This window comes from Wolbachia endosymbiont (group B) of Rhopobota naevana, from assembly GCF_947250615.1.
In the GTDB taxonomy this organism is placed as follows: domain Bacteria; phylum Pseudomonadota; class Alphaproteobacteria; order Rickettsiales; family Anaplasmataceae; genus Wolbachia.
In genome coordinates this window covers 658,778-676,323 of record NZ_OX366333.1, presented here as the reverse complement: position 1 = coordinate 676,323, position 17,546 = coordinate 658,778, and the positions used below count along the sequence as shown (strand labels likewise).

The following is a 17,546-nucleotide window of genomic DNA, read 5'->3' as shown; positions in this document are numbered from 1 at the left end:
TTGTGATAAGTGTTCTCCTCTACAGGTAAGACAATTTTAATCAATATATACAAGACTGCTGAAGTTTTGTATATGGGTGATGAGCAATTTACTTAATAAGTATAATACATTTTATTTTATAGCTAGTTCTCTGGCTACTCTCACGTTACTTACATCTTTAGCGCTTATTAATGTACCTAGTTCTTTAATTCTCGCTTTAGCTGTATTATCTGTTTTGGCTTTTATGATTTTGTATAAAATAATTATTGACACTAGTAAAGTGGAGAAGAAATTTGCTCACAAAGAGCGTGAGTTGACTCAAGAAAAGCACAATTTATACGAGGAAGAAAGAAAATTTGGTCAAAAAATAGAAGCTGAGAGGAAATCTTTTCTTAAAGAAAAAAAATCTTTGGAGGAGAAATTAGAAGCAAAAATGATCCATATAATTGGAATAACAGACGAATTAGAAAAAGTAACGAAGGAGAAAGATGAGCTTGCTGCACAAGAAAAAGAACTACTCCATAAAATCTCATATTTGTGTAAACAGTTACAGGAAAAAGAAGCTGATCTAACTGAGAGGAAAAAACTTATAATCGAATTGAAAAGAAAAATAGACAATGATAAATATGAGGAATTATATAAGGAAGTAGAGAAATTATCTAAAGAAAAAGAGGAGTTATCTAAGGAAATAGACAAATTACGTAAAGAGAAACATATACTATATATGAAAAAAGAAGAATTACATAAAAGAAAAGAAGAACTTTGTGTGAAATTAGATGAATTACAATGTAAATTTAAAGAAATTGATCAGAAAAATAAAAACTTATCTCAAGAGTTAAAAAGGAAATTTGAAGAGCTAGATAAAGCAGACGGTTTAATTAAAAATCAATCTTTTGAGTTAGACAGAATAAGACAAGATTGTAATAACGAAGTGAAAAATTTAAGAAATTCACTTTTAGAGCGAGACAGTCAAATAAAACAACTTCAATATGTGATAGATAAGATAGAAGAATCGATAAGAGAAAATGAAACAATTAAAGATTATAGCAAAAAAATAATATTAGGGGAGACTCAGAAAATAAAATTTATATTAGGGCAGCTTGTGCAATTCAAGCCAATGAAAGGTTCCAAAACATCGGAGGAAACGTCTGATTCTTTACAGGAAGATCTTGGATATGCCAGTCGTTCACCCACTCCGACCAGATTATCGTGTTCAGTGTCTGTACAAAGCATTGCAAGTGGACCAATCCCTGAATATGGATTGTAAAATGCAACAATTACTCTTATTATAAAAAAAATTATACAAGATAATGAACCCAATAATATGCGCACTGGATACACAAGATTTGAATGAAGCCATATCTTGGGCTAATGGTCTGCGTGATAAGGTTGGCATGGTAAAACTTGGGTTAGAATTTTTTGCTGCACATGGTCCTTCTGGAGTGAGAGAAGTTGCAAAATGCAATGTACCAATTTTTTTAGATCTAAAATTGTATGATATTCCAAACACTGTAGCTAGAACAGTTGAAGCAATAAAAGCTCTAGATGTTGAAATGCTAACATTGCATATCAGTGGTGGAACAAAAATGCTTAAAGAAGCACTAAGTATAGTGCAAGGAAAGAAAATAAAGCTAATTGGAGTAACAGTACTAACTAGTATGGGCAATGAAGATCTGAGTGAACTCGGAGTAGCAAGGGAAGCAAAATCACAGGTAATTTTGCTAGCAAAGCTTGCAAAAAAGATTGGACTACATGGAGTAGTTTGCTCTGCACTAGAAGCTCAAGAAGTGCGCCAAGAATGTGGTAAAGACTTTAAAATTATTACTCCAGGAATCCGTATGAATCGAGGTCATGATGATCAAAAAAGGACAGCAACACCAAAAGAAGCAATAAATTCAGGAGCTGATTATATCGTAATTGGCAGACCAATTACAAAAAGCGGCAATCCCGCAAGTAGTGCAGAATTAATATTGAAATCCCTTACTGATTGAAGCAGGAGAGCGGCAAGGTAGATAAGGTACCATAGAATAAAAGCAACAAACGGTATGTATCCGTTCAGCAGGGTGGCAAAACAAGGTAGACGAGAAAAGATAACTAAATGGGTGTCATCCTAGTGCTTGACACTGGGATCCAGATATAAAAAGTATTTGCAAATTATGCAGTAAACAATAGTCCTTAAGGACATATGTCAAAAACAATGTCCAAAAACTAGATCCCAGTGTCAAGCACTGGGATGACATCATAGACACGCAAAGCTACTTGTTTCAAAAACAGTATGTTAAACTAATTTTGCCTCGAACACAAAGGCAGTGCTTGACACTGTTTACTATGCAAATTGCCACAATGTTCGTACAGCTGTGACTGAAATGATAAAAAGAGGATAATTAAAGGATACCATTTATTGTTTTGGCAAATTTGTACAGCTACGTACTTTATTTGCACATTCTTCTGAACAGATACGCAGCGAAAAAAAATGCTTGACACAAAAAAATGGATGCTGTATAGTGCTAACAATTAAGTATAATATTTACCGTGGTGTAATACTACACTGCTTTTTTTACTTCAACAAGTAATCAGTATAATTTTTCTCTCGTTACCAAGCGCCTTACGTTTATTTGTATCTACCATGAAGCCAATGCTGGAATCCAGAAAAAAGACCGGTGAATGGCAGTATACATATACAGTTGTATGAACGTTGTTTACCATGAGGGCGCCTCCCAGCACTGGGATCCATATTGTAAACAAGCGTTTGAGTTATACTAAGCTGCCATTCACCGGTCTTTTTTCTGAATGCAGTTTGCATAACAACGAAAAGGTACTGAGATTAAAGATTACCTTCAAATTACAATACTATTCTAATTTTATTTTTAAAGGAGGCTATTATGTCACTTACTGATATCGCTCACCGTGTTAATGAACTCGCTTCATCATGGGAGCAATTTAAATTAATAAATGATCGCAAACTAAAAGAAATCGAAAGCAAAGGACCTGAGCAGCTATGCAAGATAAATAGTAATATTGATAATTGCAAAGAGCGCTTAGATTTTATTGAAACTTCAGCTCAACGTCCAGAAATTAGCACAGATTTTAACATGGGTGATAAATATTTTTCTGATTATATCCGCAAAGGAATGGAAAGTAGGTTATCACATAAAACCCTAAGTGGAGATGACAATGATATTGGAGGGTATTTAGTTACTCCTCACATTGTAAAACGGATAAACAAGCGTATAGCTGATTCATCTCCAATGCGGCAAATATGTTCTAGTCAAAGAATCTCTACTGAAACATTGGATTATATTATAGAAGATTGTGACCGTGCTGGTGCAGGTTGGAGTGGTGAAGTCGTAGAGGACGAAGATGGTGGCTATAAATCCAAGTATGATTTTGCACAAGACACAAGTACACCTAAAATTCAAAAGATTTCCATCACAACTTATGAGCTCTATGCTCAGCCGCAAATATCACAAAAATTGCTCGATGATGCATTTGTCAATGTTGAAAATTGGCTTGTAGAAAAGGTTGCCGAAACTTTCAGTAAGAAGGAGAATGAAGCCTTTATTAAAGGTGATGGCACTTTTCAACCTAAAGGAATTTTAACTTACGAAAATGGAAATGGTCATAATAAGATAGAGCAAATTAAAGCTGATAAGCTAGACAGCGATGCCATAATGATATTGTACTACTCTCTAAATGAACATTACTCTAAAAATGCATCATTTTTGATGAACAGGAGTACGTTAAAGGACGTTAGGCTACTAAAATCTGAAACAGGTCAGTATCTTTGGCAGCCGAGTTTATCGCTTGAAACTCCAGATACTTTAATGGGAATACCAGTATATCAATCTGCTGATATGCCACCTACAATGATTGCAGTAGCGGATTTCAAACAAGCTTATAAGATCGTAGATAACAGAGGAATGAGAATACTTAGAGAACCTTATACAAACAAACCTTATGTTAGATTTTTTGTTACTAAGCGTGTTGGCGGGGAAGTTGTCAACACCAGCGCTATTAAATTGTTGAAAATTGCGAGCAAGTACTAAAATTTTTATGAAATAATTGACATATTATACTTTTTATGTAATAATTAAATTATTATTAATTTAAGGAGTAAAATATGTTAGGAAAAATAAAAAACTTTTTTCAGTCGATTGCAGGAGGTATTGCATCAATCTGGAACAGCATTAAAAACTTGTGGTCTAGTAAACCGCAAAAAAATAGTGTAATTGAACTAGTGAAGGGTGAATCCAATCATTGGGGTGTTATTAAAGAAAATGGTAATAAGCAGTTAGTACTGCATACAAACAAAAAGAATGTACCAGAAATTATGGATTGGAGAAATATTGATTGTAAAAGTCCATCAAAATATCATGTAAATATCAAATCTGGCAAAGCTATATTCAAAATTGCTTACAGCGAACTTGTTGCCACGAACGATAATTCGGTATCCTTTATAGTGGACTCGGTAGATGATGGTAAAACTTTGTCTTGTGAGTTAGAAGGAATGAAAAAGATGTTGGGTTTAAATAGTAAGCGTACAGTTGGTACTATAGATAAAATATCTCAGAAACCTGAAGTTGTAAGTTCTACATCTAAAGTGCCTGCAAGTGATAGCAAGGTACTAAGCTCAGAAGCTGGTAAACCTAGTAAGGTGCTAGATAAGCCAGCTATAAATTCATCAATACCTATTATGCCATTTTCATAAAGAGTATCTTTTCTTCACAAAAGAGCACCTCCTTTGGTGCTCTTTTTTCTTTATAAGTTTTCTCCATAGGAGAAAATTGACAAATTAAACTTTATATATAATAATTAAATTATTAATTTAAGGAGTAAAGTATGTGGGAAAGTATAAAAAACTTTTTTAAGTGGATTGCTGATCGTAGAGGAATTTCATGGATTGCAAGAAAAATTTCATCAGGTTGGAATTGGTTATTTAGCAGTAAAGCAAATACTGCTCAAGAAAATATATCACCAAAGAGACCTTCAGATGAGAATGTAAATAAAAGTCCAACTGTTAGCACCCCTATGCAAAATGAGACTGAAGAACCTGTATCTAAAACAGGTACAAACGTCGAGCCAGCAGAAAATTTTCCAGAAAAATCAGAACAACCAAGAAGGCACGTAAATCCTAATAAACCTAATGTTATTCAACAAAGCACAAAGCCAGAGAGTTATTTTGAATTTATCGATAACAAATTACTATTTGTTATAACAAACGAGAATTATAAACGTCTTGAAGAAAAATGTAAAAATGAAGACAAAAATGGTAAAGTTATACCTGGAGAATTTCGTATATTTGTAGAGTGTGAAAGTAACAAGTTTTGTATTACTGGCCCTTATAGTTCATGTCAAGATGTAGATGATGGAAAGAAATCTGTATCCATAACTTCAGTGAAGAAACAGCATGACAAGGGAACTATTTCAAAAGACCCATTAGAAATGATGTATAAAGTAGGCTTGGATGAGAACAAAAAGCTTGTTAAAATAACTAAAATGTCCAAAAAGCCATTTGAAATTACAACAACTAATCTTCCAGAACTTGTTGCTAATGAACCTAAAACCGGTAGGTTATATTGAACTTGACGAGAATTACTTATGGTTAAATTTGGAAGAGAGTATAAAAGTTCAGGATTATCAAGGTAGTCAAAACGAGGTAGAACCCCTTTTTAATCTTCTTATATATCTAAGATGTGATAAAGAAGAATATCGCATTACTGGTGTTGATAATTGTATCAATGATTGTTTTGGTATATCTGTAAAATCAATAATAAAGAAGAATAGAGATGGTAATTATATCGATGACGATAAAATATTAGTTCAAGACAATATTGAGCATGTGAAAGAAATGTTAGGATTGAAAGATGATGTAACAGAGATTAAAGTAGATAGTATATCTAATGAACCATTTGGAGTGAAAATACCTACTACTACGTCACAACAAATGGTTAACAATAAGGAAGTGACTACTGAATCAGAGAAGCCTTATGATACAATAGATACACAACCAAGTCTAACAATTGGAGTACCATCAACAGAGAGACATTATGTCACTAATCCAAGTGTAGATTGAAACGGTTATTGTTAAAACAAACCCTTCACAAAAGAGCACCTCCTTTGGTGCTCTTTTTTTCTTTATACGTTCTCTATAGAAAAAGTTGACATACTATGCTTTTTATATAATAATATAAATTATTAATTTAAGGAGTAAAATATGTTTAAAAAAATAAAAAACTTTTTTAAGTGGATTGCTGATCACATAGGAATTTCATGGATTGCAAGAAAAATTTCATCAGGCTGTAAGCGGCTGTTTGGTGGTAAAAAAAGTGAAACAAGTGTTGCGAAACAAAGCATATCACAGCAAGGACAATCTTCAGGTAAAACTACTATTGAAGAAAAAAACAAGAGTTAATAAATGCTTTTACTGCATCTCTTTCTAAGTTTAGAGAAGATTTATCTGATCTTACTCTGAGGAAGTGACTACTGAATCAGAGGAGTTTTATGATGCAGAAGTTACATAACCAAGTTCAACAACTCGAGCACTAGCAACAGAAAGACATTGTGTCTCTAATCCGAGCAAAGTAGGAAGCGGTTATTATTAATTAGTAAACAAATCCTTCACAAAAGAGCACCTCCTTTGGTGCTCTTTTTTTCTTTATACGTTTTCCATAGGAGAAAATTGACAAATTAAACTTTATATATAATAATTAAATTATTAATTTAAGGAGTAAAGTATGTGGGAAAGTATAAAAAACTTTTTTAAGTGGATTGCTGATCGTAGAGGAATTTCATGGATTGCAAGAAAAATTTCATCAGGTTGGAATTGGTTATTTAGCAGTAAAGCAAATACTGCTCAAGAAAATATATCACCAAAGAGACCTTCAGATGAGAATGTAAATAAAAGTCCAACTGTTAGCACCCCTATGCAAAATGAGACTGAAGAATCTGTATCTAAAACAGATATAAACGTAGAGCCAGCAGAAAATTTTCCAGAAAAATCAAATGATGAGCCTAAAGGAGTAGGTTATATTAAACTTGAAAAGAATCACTTATATTTACGTTTGGAAAAGGGTATAAAAATTAAGGATTATAAATATAGTTTAACCCAGGACAAATTTTCTCCTCAGCTTCTTGTATATCTAAGGTGTGATAAAGGAGAATATCGCATTACTGGTAGTGGTAATAATTACTATGGCGTTTCTGAATATGTAATTGTAAAATCAGTACTAAAGAAGAAAGAAGATGGTAATTATATCGATGACGATAAAATATTAGTGCAAGACAATATTGAGCATGTGAAAGAAATGTTAGGATTGAAAGATGATGTAACAGAGATTAAAGTAGATAATATATCTAATCAGCCGTTTGAAGGTACAGCGTTGGAGCAGCATAATCTCAATCCTACTACGGCACAACAAATGGTTAACAATAAGGAAGTGACTACTGAATCAGAGAAGCTTTATGATACAATAGATACACAACCAAGTCTAACAATTGGAGTATCATCAACAGAGAGACATTATGTCACTAATCCCAGTGTAAATGGAAACGGTTATTATTAAAACAAACCCTTCACAAAAGAGCACCAAAGTTGGTGCTCTTTTTTTCTTTATAAGTTTTCTCCATAGGAGAAAATTGACTAATTACAATTTTTCGTATCAATTTTCAATAGATTCATCGATGTATAGCTATAGTTTTATCAGTGTAAGGCTAAATATGCTAAGCTTATAAAGATGACAAAGCTTCAAAAAAAGCCTAACATAGTGGAAAAAGCTTTATGAAAATCAAAGTTGGAGTAATAGGCTGCTTAGGCAGAATGGGTAAGAAAATACTCAATGAATTAATTACGAATACCAAAGTGGAAATAGCAGGTGCTGTTGCTCGCTTGGGCAGTGAGTATATAGGCTTAGATATTGGGCCTATTGTAGGCAATAATTGCAATTTGGGAATCAAAGTTACAAGTTCCATTAATGAGGTATTTGAATCGTCCGATGTTGTAATAGATTTTACAACTAAAGAATGTATGCTAGAATGCCTTAAGGCGGCCGTGAAATTTAAAAAACCGCTAGTTAGTGGCACAACTGGAATAGAAGGTCTAAATTTAAAAGAATATGCTGCTAAAGTTCCAATATTATGGTCAGCAAATATGAGTGTTGGAGTTAATGTGTTGCTGAAATTGGTAAAAGAAGCTGCCAAGCTTTTAGGTAATGAGTATGACGTTGAAATTTGGGAAATGCATCACAATTTAAAAAAGGATTCACCATCTGGAACAGCTATAGAGTTTGGTAAAGCAGTTGCTAACGCTGCAAAAGTGGATTTTGAGCTCAATCAATATTCACATAATAATTCAAATATAAGAGGGAAAGGAGGAATAGGCTTTGCAGTATCTCGTGGAGGTGGAGTAATAGGAGATCACAGTGTCATGTTTGTCAATTCCGATGAACGAGTAGAATTAAATCACAAGGCAATTGACCGCACAACGTTTGCTAGAGGGGCGGTTCAAGCAGCAATATGGTTGTGCGAGAATAAACAGGAAATACCAGGACTTTATTCAATGCAGGATTTAGTATGAGCGATAAATACGCTTTCGTTAAAAATTTAAATCTTTGGTATGGCTCTAAACAAGTTTTATTCGATATAAATTTGAATATTTGCAAAAAGAAAGTCACAACTTTTATCGGACCTTCTGGGTGCGGTAAATCGACATTTTTGCGTTGTTTCAATCGTATGAATGATTACGTACCTGGATGTAGAGCGACTGGTGAACTGGTAATCGATGGGCTGGGTAATATATATTCACGTGATATGGATGTTGTATTGCTCAGAGCAAAAGTTGGTATGGTATTTCAAAAACCCAATCCTTTTCCAAAGTCAATATATGATAATGTTGCTTATGGGCCTAAATTGCATGGCATGGTGAAAAATAAGCAAAAATTAGATGAAATAGTAGAAAGTAGTTTAACTAAGGTTGGTTTATGGGAAGAGTTGAAAGATAGATTGCAAGATAGTGCACTAAATTTATCTGGTGGCCAGCAACAAAGATTATGCATTGCTCGTGCAATTGCAGTAAAGCCAACTATTTTATTAATGGATGAACCATGCTCTGCTCTTGATCCAATGGCAACCAATGCAATCGAAAATCTTATACAAGAATTGAAATTGAGGTTCACCATAATTATGGTAACTCATTCGATGAAGCAAGCTAAAAAATTATCTGACAGCATAGTTTTCTTTTGCAATGGCAAGATTGTTGAATTCGGAAGTACTCAAGAAATCTTTGAAAATGCTCAGTCTCCTTTAACGAAGGAGTATATTCTGGATCATTAGCTTAATAGTTGATATTTTAATTTTTTCTATGTATAATTTTATCAAGTTTGTTGTGATAGGTGGTTAAAATGTTTAGTACAAGTGAAGCAACAAAAAAGTTGTTTAAAGCTATTGAATTTCAAAATGCTAGTGGTGAAAGAATAACACCTGAGGAAGCTTGGAATCATTTTCAACAAGCATTGAAAGAAGGAGCGAATGTTAACGCTTTTGAGGATGGGATGACACCTTTGATGTGCATTATTTCAGCTTTTGTTACTAGTAATAACGATGAACATCAATATTTAGAGCTTATGGCTAAGTTGCTTGTAGAACATAAAAAAATCGATTTAAATATTAAAAGCAAGCAAGCTGTTATTGAGAGAAAACCAAAGAAACATGATGGTTATCCAGTGTACGAATTTGAGGGGAGAGAAGTAGTAGATCAGGGTAGAGGGGGTTGTGTATACCTTAACAATTCACAACCTGTTAATGAAGGATTTATACCTCAAAATTATGCTCGTGCAGAGGAGGAAATTAAGACCGGCAAGAAGGAAAAAAATACAGCTCTACACATTGCTTGCAAGTTGGGAAATGTAGACATGATAAAAATATTACTTACACATCCAAATATCAAACCTAATATTCAAAACTATGAAAACAAAAGTCCAAGAGATTGTATTGCAGGACATGTCAAGAAAGCAATAGAACCAGAATTCCTAAAGATAGAAGCAGTCGCTCAAAAAAGGAAACAAACTAATTATGCTTGTGCTTTTTTGTTATCTGGAGTACTTGCTGTTGGTCTATGTTTCACAGTTTATAACCCAGTTCCGTTTGCTGCAGCTGCATTGCTGTTCTTTGCAATAGGGTGTGGTTGTCTGTATAGAGCAAATACAGTTCTTAACGATGTAAATTTCTCTCAGGTTGATTTCGAACATGCTAAGTGATTTATCTGTTCAGGTAAGGTATCATTCCAGCACTTGATGCTGGAATCAAGCTAATTTGGTAAATACCTTACAATGTTTGATGACTAAAAGACTGGATGCCAGACTGGCATGACACCCATTTCTTTCTAGTCTTGTCATTCGAGTAGCTGAAACTAGCTGCTTTTCTGTATTCCAGTGTCAGCTACTGGAATGACATTATGGAATACAGCTTTTTGATCGAAAATGTTGTCTTATCTGCAATGAATTTTGCTGGATAGCTACACCCATTTAGTTGTCTTTTCTCGTCTACCTTATTTTATCACTCTGCTGAACAGATACCTTTACTTTTTATGATTTCATTGGCAAGAATACGGCTTTCAAAATCGATACTTGTTATGTCGGATAGTGAGTTAATATCAGAGTACTTGTCAAAGTTTTCTATTGTTGATTTTACTACCTCTACTACTTCTAAAAAGCCGATTCGTGACTTCAAAAATTCGTTAACAGCTATCTCATTTGCAGCGTTCAAAACAATACTATTTGTATGTGGAGAAGAAGAATTTAACACTTCCATGCTTAGCTTTAGTGAAGAAAAACATTTGTGGTCTGGTTCTTGAAAGGTCAATTTTCCTTGCTTTGTTAAATCTAATTTATGATTTAAAGTTGATCTTTCTGGCCAAGACAAAGCATATGCAATGGGAATTTCCATATCAGTTTCTGCAAGCACAGCAAAGCTGAATCCATCGTGATAAACGACAATTCCATGTACTATCGATTCAGGGTGCACTACTGCTTCAATTCTATTTGGACTAATATTAAACAAATGATGTGCTTCTATTATTTCTAGTGCTTTATTCATCATTGTTGCACTATCAACTGAGATTTTCTTTCCCATTTTCCAAGTAGGGTGATTTAGTGCCTGATCTACTGTAATATCTTTTAATTGTTCAAGGCTATAATTTAAAAATGGTCCACCAGAGGCAGTGAGTATAATCTTTTCTACACATTTATCATCATTTTGCAAAACTTGAAAAATTGCGTTGTGTTCAGAGTCAATAGGGATTATTTGTACGTTTCTTTCTTTAGCTTTTTCAAGCAGTAACTTGCCACCACAAACAATGCTTTCTTTATTTGCCAGGGCAATAACTTTAGTACCGCTTTCTATAACCTTTATAACTGGCTCAAGTCCTGCGATGCCAACTATTGCAATAACTGAGAGATCAACGGGTAGAGAAGCAACATTTGCTAGACCTGGAGCACCAACTTCTACTTTGACGTTTGTACCAAGTAGATCTTCTTTTAAATCTTTGTAGAACCTTTCATCAGAAATGGCAGCATATTTTGCATTAAGTAGATTTGCCTGTTGTGCTAGCAGAGCAAAGTTAGAATTGGCACTTAGTGCTTCCACCTGATATTCTTCCTTTCTCTTTAAGAGCAAATCTACAGTCTTTTTTCCAATGCTTCCTGTTGATCCTAAAACTGAAACTTTTTTCACTAATTACAATAAAATCTTCTTAGTTATTTAGTAACCAAGCTCATGATCATCACCAACAGATGGTGAAGGACCAGGTGAAAAAGATTGGCCATGATGATCACCTGCATCATGCATATCATGCAAACCATCGGCACTTTGAGCTATTTCATTGTTAGAGTGGGGATAATCATCCGGATGATGCCCCTCATCACCGTAGTCCATACCCATTCCTTCTGATGGCATATCTTCTCCACCACCACCTGAAAAATATTCAGCAAGACTTTCAAGAAATTTTATGCCAAACATATTACCTGATTTCCCAAATAACGTTACTAGACTGCTACCACTGACCAAACCTTCAAACACATTATTATAAGCAGCAATTGCTCCTTCATGAAAGTTGAACATCCACTTCATTCCATCCACAATTGTTGCAACAGAGTCACTATGACCAAGACCGAAACCACTTTTCTCACTAGCGGCTTCCTGGTGTTGCTGCTGTGCCTGCCATTCTGCAATATTTGGACCTTGTGCTTCACTCATAAACTTTTATTCTAAGCCTTAAGCTATTATTTTACCAAAAACACTGTAAAATATCAATTGTTTAAGAGAGGTTATCATAAAAATAGCTAACACTAAGCTATTTTTATGATTCTGATTACTCTATACCAAAACATCGATGATGTGCTGTGGTAACAAAGTGATGACTTGAGGTTTAAGATAGCTTCTATTTCTTCTTAGAAGACTGCTCCTCTCTCTTTCCTTTTTATTTTATTATCTTAATACTAACTTACTCATAAATTATTGACAAGTACTAATAATTTAATTATTATTAATATTATATTAATAATAAGGAAGAGGAATGCTTACTAATAATAATAACACACCATCATCAGCTCCGCCACCACCTCCACCACCTGCAGATTGGAGAAAAAATTGGAAGCCAGCGAAAAATAACGATAAAAATGAAAACACTCTTGGTAGTACTCCATCAAAAACAAGCAATAGCACTCAATTAAAAAAAGTTCAATCTAAGAGTCCTGTTCAACAATCACCTTTCAATTTTGAAGAGAGTTTAGTATTTAAGAAAATACAAGAAAAAAATAATGTGGATAGCGAAACTGCAGATGAAGGAAGCAATATTAGACAGAGTGAGCCAAATAGAGGATTAACTCCCAAGCCTGTATCACCTAGAGTTTTGAGTCCTCAACAAGATAATTGTAATAGTAACAAACCTTCAGGAACTAACAATAGTACTCAATCAGAAAAAGGGCTATCTGAGAATCCTATTCAACTTGCAACAGAACAAAAAATCGATACTCCCATTTTGATTAATACTTTAGTTGGAATAAGTAAGACAGCTGCCTTAAAATATTCAATTGCTACTTTGTTGCTATGTATATCTAGTGTTACAGCTGGTATATATACATATCTTTCGATTTCAGTAACACTAAGTGATCCAGTACTTTTCACAGTTATTGCTTTTGTTTCTGCATCGGTTATGTTGAGCTTAGCTGCATATCTTATCAATTCACACCTTTCTGCAATAAACAGCGAGAAAAAAGTTGATCCTGGTAGAAAACAATCACAAGATTTACAGAAAGCAAAAGGACTTGAACACAGCAATACTCATACATCATCACCTCCAGTAGCGCTTAGAACATCCAGTGTACCGACACCACCACCTCCTCCATTGCCACAAAATGCTGCACCACTACCATCTCCGCCGCCTCCTCCTACAGCTTCCAAGTATACGGAGAAACCTAAGAATGGTGCACCGAAAAAGGCTAATGAATCTAAGCATGATCGTTCTGATCTGCTTGAACAGATAAGAAAAGGTACGAAGTTAAAACCTATTAATGATGGTGCACCGGAGAAGGCTATTGATTCTGAACAAAACAAGTCATTACCTGCGGGTGCCAAACAAGAAACAAAAGAAGAGTATTTTGCAAGAATTGAGAAGTTGCGAGAAGAGAATAAGCAACGTACAATGAGGAATGCTCAATGTCATGATTCTGGGATAGCTAATATCCTGAAGAGGAGACCAGCAATAGAATTTTCTAGTAGTGAAAGTGAAGTTTCTGACCACAGTGACAGTGATGATTGGAGCAATGATAAATCGAAAAAACCGAAAGAGAAAAAGCTGACAAAATCCAGGAAAAAACCTACGCCTTCAAACTCCCAACCAGAAGATGAAAGAGGAAGCAAGAGTCCTGACAGTGGTCATGAATCTGATGATAATGTAAAACCTAAATCCACAACTCCACCACGTTCTACACTAAAGGCAGAGAAGCCACCGATATCGCCTAAGCCTGTTAATTCAAAAACGAAATCTGAAGCTTCTCCTGCAGCACAAGCAAATAATGTTGACTCAGTGAATAGTGAGGTGCAAAAACCATTTCAAGTTCAAAGTGTTGTAGATCGAGGTAAGAGAAAGTAGTACACTCTTCTTAAAATAAGTTTACCTACAGGCCTGATTGTATTAAGATTACTTAGTACAATCAGATTTATCAAATGCGTTTATCTCAATATTACCTGCCAACTTTAAAAGAAACCCCGGCTGGTGCTGAAATTATTTCTCATCAATATTTGTTACGTGCGGGCTTAATCAAGCAGACAGCATCTGGAATTTATTCTTGGCTGCCGCTTGGTCTTTTGGTACTTAAAAATATTGAAAATATTATCAGAGATGAAATTGGTGCAATTGAAGTGTTGATGCCTTGTGTGCAGCCAGCAAGTCTTTGGCGAGAGTCAGGACGTTACGATGATTACGGCAAAGAAATGCTACGTATTAAAGATAGGCATGAAAGCGATATGCTTTTTGGTCCAACACATGAGGAGGTGGTAACTGATTTGATTAGAAATACGGTAAAAAGTTACAAAGATTTACCACTTTGTTTATATCAAATTCAGTGGAAGTTTCGTGACGAAGTAAGACCTCGTTATGGCGTTATGAGAGGCAGGGAATTTCTGATGAAGGATGCATACAGTTTTGATGTAGATTACGAAGGTGCACTGAATTCATATAATTTGATGTATAAAACTTACATAAAAATCTTCAAACGCATGGGACTTACTCCAATTGGAGTGAGGGCAGATACAGGACCAATTGGAGGAAATTTAAGTCATGAATTTCATATATTGGCAAACACCGGTGAGAGCACTCTATATTATGACAATAAACTTTTTGAATTACTAGAAAGCGAAGATATTGAAAGCCTGAAGAGCATATATGCAGTTGCAGACGATATGCATGATCCTAAAATTTGTCCTATACCGCAAGAACAGTTAAATGTTAGCAAGGGTATTGAAATAGGGCATATTTTTTATTTTGGTGATAAATATTCGAAACCTATGAAGGCAAGTGTTACTTCTCAAGATGGAAAAAATGTTAACATGCATATGGGTTCGTATGGTATTGGAGTTTCAAGGCTTGTTGGCGCAATAATAGAAGCTTTCCATGATGATAAAGGAATTATCTGGCCAGAGGCAGTAGCTCCTTTTAAAGTTGGTTTGATCAATTTACAAACAAAAGTAACGGAGGCTGCAGATAAAATATACAAAGCTTTGAAAAGCGATGAAGTGCTTTATGATGATACGGACGAAAGTGTAGGAGTGAAATTTGCCAGAATGGATCTGATAGGCTTGCCGTGGCAAATAATTATTGGAAAGAAAGCAGTAACTTCAAATATAGTTGAAGTAAAAAATAGGGCAACTGGAGAGGTAGAGGAAATACAAGTTGAAGAAGCAATAAATCGTTTTAGTGCAAAATGATATACGGTATTGGCACTGACATAGTATATATACCCAGAATATTGAGAATATCACAAAAATACGGGGAAAAATTTCTCAATAAAGTCTATACTAAGAAGGAGATAGAGATAAGCAAAAAATATAATAGCCAAGAAGTAAGAGCAAAATATTTTGCTAAACGCTTTGCTGCAAAGGAAGCTTTTGTTAAAGCGCTAGGCACTGGATTCAGCCAAGGAATTATAATGAAAGATATAGAAATATACAGTAATATCAGAGGAAAACCACATCTTGCTATCACAAAGGATTTCATCTCGAAATACAAGATACACCTTTCTCTAAGTGATGATCAAGATTATGCTACTGCGTTTGTTGTAATTTGCGTTGAGTAGATATTGTTTAGTACATACGATTTCAAAAATTTTTTTGAAATTATACTTTGACCTACACAGATCGACCTTTCTGTGAATCCTGGTTTCTGCTTTCTTCAACTTGTTTTGCAAAAGACGTCTCTTGTGTATTCATATGTTGAAGTGGTTTAGCAATTTCGCGCACAACAGCAGCAACTGCAGTTAAAAACGCCTTGAATAATCCACCTAAAACTCCACCAACTGCTTCTCTACCGTACATACGAGCTTGCTTTTCATTGTCATCAGCAGTTTCCCCTGCCCTCCTTCGTGGATCCATTCTATGAGCAATAACTGAAAACAACACTCCCTTAATTGAAGACTTCACTCGTGCTTTTGCCTTCTGAATATCTTCATCACTTACTACTTCATGTTTTTCCCTACTATTCATTAGCTCCTTTTGTTGTTGAGCACTTAAGATCTCTTCCATCAATTGTTTCTTTCTCTTTTCCAGAACTCTTTTCTTGGACTCTGATTTATCGCGAGTGTGTTTTGTGGTTTCAAGTTCTACATCAATATCCTCAGATGCTGCTTGGCTATATAAGGTTTCTATGAGCCTATCTATACTTCGCTTTACTTGCATAGTCCTTTCGTAACTATCTAAATTATCAACTCCTTCATCAATTTGACTTAAAATATCCTCAAAAGGTTTTAAATACTCTTTAAATTGCTCTTCGAGCTGATTTTCATTCTTCAAATTCCTTTCTCTTCTGTCATCGCTATTCTCTTCAACATTATCATCGCCTTCTTCGAAAAGATCCTCATCGTTCATAATTTTTTTTAATTTATTCCCACTTATTATTATTGTATATGAAAAAATTAAATTAACACTAATGAAAAGTGTTCACAACTTCAGCACTGGCTAAAACTACAGTGAAGCTGTCAAAAGTGGCAGGATCATAATATCTCTCATACAATTCAACCGAACACCTGAGTTTTATCTTCTCCTTAGCATTAAAACTAATCTCATAATCATTATTAGAGTTTAACATTGCAGAATTACGCAATAATTCATCAGCCAATACTGAATTTAAAATGCCATTAATTTTTATTGTAATCTTTCTACTTCCAGCACAATCAAGCACTTTTCTCCAGCCAAAAGAGGAAATATCTTTCATCTCCTCTTTGTTATTACGCAAAGTAAACCTTAAGTTTCGTATATTATTCAGCACAACAAAATTATTGTCATGACCTTTAATTTTCAGCTGTAATTTGCTCATCGCTACCTCCTTGTATTAAAATATCAAAATTAATTGTTGAATGTAAAACTTCATCATGCTGATTTATAGCACAATTACTTTCCAAAATGGTCTCACTACTAATGCTCTTTACCACCAAGCCAACATGCTTTATAGCAGCAAGCATGCTGCTTATATGATAAGTATATATGTCGCATGAAAATCTTACTTTTGTAGCAAAATTAGATAGCATATGCAGGTTAACATAATTTACTATGCGCAATCTCAGATAAGGAATAGTAACCTGCTTAGGCAGGTAATCATAGATGTTAGTAACATATTTCTTTAAATCAGAGTTTGCTTTTAATGTTGCATAAATACTATTATACAACTCATTTATAATTTGAATTTTTTCCATCTCACAGATACGGTTACGAAGATTGCAATTTGCAGGTACAACAGATGGTATCATCCTAGTGCTTACTGTACGAACATTATCTGTCAAGAAGATGTCATCCCATCCCCAGAC

General features: G+C 34.5%; 19 protein-coding genes. 14 read left to right on the top strand and 5 right to left on the bottom strand.

Annotated features, from left to right (window positions below; translation table 11 throughout):
- Positions 1–79: 79 nt before the first annotated feature.
- The 11 genes from OOL01_RS03340 (at position 80) to OOL01_RS03290 (ending at position 10,229) form a co-directional block, all read left to right on the top strand.
- Complete coding sequence (locus OOL01_RS03340; protein WP_406718701.1) at positions 80–1,246, top strand: hypothetical protein; 1,167 nt, start codon at positions 80–82, stop codon at positions 1,244–1,246.
- A gap of 43 nt (positions 1,247–1,289) precedes the next feature.
- The gene (gene pyrF, locus OOL01_RS03335; protein ID WP_017532286.1) at positions 1,290–1,970 is read left to right on the top strand and encodes an orotidine-5'-phosphate decarboxylase; all 681 of its coding nucleotides are present in this window, start codon (positions 1,290–1,292) and stop codon (positions 1,968–1,970) included.
- An 891-nt stretch (positions 1,971–2,861) separates the two neighbouring features.
- A complete protein-coding gene (locus OOL01_RS03330; protein ID WP_264687140.1) occupies positions 2,862–4,025 on the top strand; it encodes a phage major capsid protein in 1,164 nt (387 codons plus the stop codon).
- A 74-nt stretch (positions 4,026–4,099) separates the two neighbouring features.
- Positions 4,100–4,687 carry a hypothetical protein gene (locus OOL01_RS03325; RefSeq protein WP_264687139.1) on the top strand — a complete coding sequence of 196 codons (588 nt, stop codon included), beginning with the start codon at positions 4,100–4,102 and terminating at the stop codon, positions 4,685–4,687.
- A gap of 131 nt (positions 4,688–4,818) precedes the next feature.
- Positions 4,819–5,559, top strand: coding sequence for a hypothetical protein (locus tag OOL01_RS03320; RefSeq protein WP_264687138.1), 741 nt, complete (start codon positions 4,819–4,821; stop codon positions 5,557–5,559).
- A gap of 28 nt (positions 5,560–5,587) precedes the next feature.
- Positions 5,588–6,052 (top strand): hypothetical protein, encoded by a 465-nt coding sequence (locus OOL01_RS03315; protein WP_264687137.1) that lies wholly within the window; start codon positions 5,588–5,590, stop codon positions 6,050–6,052.
- A gap of 141 nt (positions 6,053–6,193) precedes the next feature.
- Positions 6,194–6,391 carry a hypothetical protein gene (locus OOL01_RS03310; RefSeq protein ID WP_149168885.1) on the top strand — a complete coding sequence of 66 codons (198 nt, stop codon included), beginning with the start codon at positions 6,194–6,196 and terminating at the stop codon, positions 6,389–6,391.
- A 322-nt stretch (positions 6,392–6,713) separates the two neighbouring features.
- On the top strand, positions 6,714–7,541 hold the full coding sequence (locus OOL01_RS03305) for a hypothetical protein (RefSeq protein WP_264687136.1): 828 nt from the start codon (positions 6,714–6,716) through the stop codon (positions 7,539–7,541).
- Positions 7,542–7,756: 215 nt separating this feature from the next.
- Positions 7,757–8,551, top strand: coding sequence for a 4-hydroxy-tetrahydrodipicolinate reductase (gene dapB, locus OOL01_RS03300; RefSeq protein WP_264374698.1), 795 nt, complete (start codon positions 7,757–7,759; stop codon positions 8,549–8,551).
- Positions 8,548–9,306: a phosphate ABC transporter ATP-binding protein PstB gene (gene pstB / locus OOL01_RS03295; protein ID WP_010401422.1), complete on the top strand. Its 759-nt coding sequence runs from the start codon at positions 8,548–8,550 to the stop codon at positions 9,304–9,306. Before dapB ends, pstB begins: the two co-directional genes overlap by 4 nt.
- A gap of 68 nt (positions 9,307–9,374) precedes the next feature.
- The gene (locus tag OOL01_RS03290) at positions 9,375–10,229 is read left to right on the top strand and encodes an ankyrin repeat domain-containing protein (RefSeq protein ID WP_264687135.1); all 855 of its coding nucleotides are present in this window, start codon (positions 9,375–9,377) and stop codon (positions 10,227–10,229) included.
- 298 nt (positions 10,230–10,527) lie between these two features.
- Here the strand turns inward: OOL01_RS03290 and dxr are convergent, their stop codons facing one another.
- Together dxr and OOL01_RS03280 are read right to left on the bottom strand one after the other, a co-directional pair.
- Positions 10,528–11,703, bottom strand: coding sequence for a 1-deoxy-D-xylulose-5-phosphate reductoisomerase (gene dxr / locus OOL01_RS03285; RefSeq protein WP_264687134.1), 1,176 nt, complete (start codon positions 11,701–11,703; stop codon positions 10,528–10,530).
- A 27-nt stretch (positions 11,704–11,730) separates the two neighbouring features.
- Complete coding sequence (locus tag OOL01_RS03280; RefSeq protein ID WP_010406678.1) at positions 11,731–12,225, bottom strand: hypothetical protein; 495 nt, start codon at positions 12,223–12,225, stop codon at positions 11,731–11,733.
- A gap of 319 nt (positions 12,226–12,544) precedes the next feature.
- Here OOL01_RS03280 and OOL01_RS03275 point away from each other — a divergent pair, with 319 nt between their 5' ends.
- The 3 genes from OOL01_RS03275 (at position 12,545) to OOL01_RS03265 (ending at position 15,824) form a co-directional block, all read left to right on the top strand.
- Complete coding sequence (locus tag OOL01_RS03275) at positions 12,545–14,122, top strand: WH2 domain-containing protein (RefSeq protein WP_264687133.1); 1,578 nt, start codon at positions 12,545–12,547, stop codon at positions 14,120–14,122.
- A gap of 74 nt (positions 14,123–14,196) precedes the next feature.
- Positions 14,197–15,456: a proline--tRNA ligase gene (gene proS / locus OOL01_RS03270; RefSeq protein WP_010401164.1), complete on the top strand. Its 1,260-nt coding sequence runs from the start codon at positions 14,197–14,199 to the stop codon at positions 15,454–15,456.
- Entirely contained in the window at positions 15,453–15,824 is a 372-nt protein-coding gene (locus tag OOL01_RS03265; RefSeq protein ID WP_264687132.1) for a holo-[acyl-carrier-protein] synthase, read from the top strand. The genes proS and OOL01_RS03265 overlap by 4 nt, the downstream gene beginning before the upstream one ends.
- Positions 15,825–15,876: 52 nt before the next feature.
- Here OOL01_RS03265 and OOL01_RS03260 read toward each other — a convergent pair whose 3' ends face one another.
- The 3 genes from OOL01_RS03260 to OOL01_RS03250 are packed head-to-tail and all read right to left on the bottom strand — an operon-like array spanning position 15,877 to position 17,435.
- Positions 15,877–16,611, bottom strand: coding sequence for a hypothetical protein (locus OOL01_RS03260; protein ID WP_264687131.1), 735 nt, complete (start codon positions 16,609–16,611; stop codon positions 15,877–15,879).
- A gap of 58 nt (positions 16,612–16,669) precedes the next feature.
- On the bottom strand, positions 16,670–17,059 hold the full coding sequence (locus OOL01_RS03255; RefSeq protein WP_007302803.1) for a phage tail tube protein: 390 nt from the start codon (positions 17,057–17,059) through the stop codon (positions 16,670–16,672).
- Positions 17,034–17,435 (bottom strand): DUF3168 domain-containing protein, encoded by a 402-nt coding sequence (locus OOL01_RS03250; protein ID WP_264687246.1) that lies wholly within the window; start codon positions 17,433–17,435, stop codon positions 17,034–17,036. Before OOL01_RS03250 ends, OOL01_RS03255 begins: the two co-directional genes overlap by 26 nt.
- Positions 17,436–17,546: the final 111 nt, after the last annotated feature.

Excerpts from the sequence above, each read along its gene's own strand:
- pyrF (WP_017532286.1), top strand. The coding sequence starts at position 1,290 with ATGAACCCAATAATATGCGCACTGGATACACAAGATTTGAATGAAGCC.
- dapB (WP_264374698.1), top strand. The coding sequence starts at position 7,757 with ATGAAAATCAAAGTTGGAGTAATAGGCTGCTTAGGCAGAATGGGTAAG.
- OOL01_RS03275 (WP_264687133.1), top strand. The coding sequence starts at position 12,545 with ATGCTTACTAATAATAATAACACACCATCATCAGCTCCGCCACCACCT.
- OOL01_RS03255 (WP_007302803.1), bottom strand. The coding sequence starts at position 17,059 with ATGAGCAAATTACAGCTGAAAATTAAAGGTCATGACAATAATTTTGTT.
- OOL01_RS03330 (WP_264687140.1), top strand. The coding sequence starts at position 2,862 with ATGTCACTTACTGATATCGCTCACCGTGTTAATGAACTCGCTTCATCA.
- OOL01_RS03340 (WP_406718701.1), top strand. The coding sequence starts at position 80 with ATGAGCAATTTACTTAATAAGTATAATACATTTTATTTTATAGCTAGT.
- OOL01_RS03280 (WP_010406678.1), bottom strand. The coding sequence starts at position 12,225 with ATGAGTGAAGCACAAGGTCCAAATATTGCAGAATGGCAGGCACAGCAG.
- OOL01_RS03310 (WP_149168885.1), top strand. The coding sequence starts at position 6,194 with ATGTTTAAAAAAATAAAAAACTTTTTTAAGTGGATTGCTGATCACATA.
- proS (WP_010401164.1), top strand. The coding sequence starts at position 14,197 with ATGCGTTTATCTCAATATTACCTGCCAACTTTAAAAGAAACCCCGGCT.
- OOL01_RS03305 (WP_264687136.1), top strand. The coding sequence starts at position 6,714 with ATGTGGGAAAGTATAAAAAACTTTTTTAAGTGGATTGCTGATCGTAGA.
- OOL01_RS03260 (WP_264687131.1), bottom strand. The coding sequence starts at position 16,611 with ATGAACGATGAGGATCTTTTCGAAGAAGGCGATGATAATGTTGAAGAG.
- OOL01_RS03320 (WP_264687138.1), top strand. The coding sequence starts at position 4,819 with ATGTGGGAAAGTATAAAAAACTTTTTTAAGTGGATTGCTGATCGTAGA.
- OOL01_RS03290 (WP_264687135.1), top strand. The coding sequence starts at position 9,375 with ATGTTTAGTACAAGTGAAGCAACAAAAAAGTTGTTTAAAGCTATTGAA.
- OOL01_RS03265 (WP_264687132.1), top strand. The coding sequence starts at position 15,453 with ATGATATACGGTATTGGCACTGACATAGTATATATACCCAGAATATTG.
- pstB (WP_010401422.1), top strand. The coding sequence starts at position 8,548 with ATGAGCGATAAATACGCTTTCGTTAAAAATTTAAATCTTTGGTATGGC.
- OOL01_RS03250 (WP_264687246.1), bottom strand. The coding sequence starts at position 17,435 with ATGGAAAAAATTCAAATTATAAATGAGTTGTATAATAGTATTTATGCA.
- OOL01_RS03325 (WP_264687139.1), top strand. The coding sequence starts at position 4,100 with ATGTTAGGAAAAATAAAAAACTTTTTTCAGTCGATTGCAGGAGGTATT.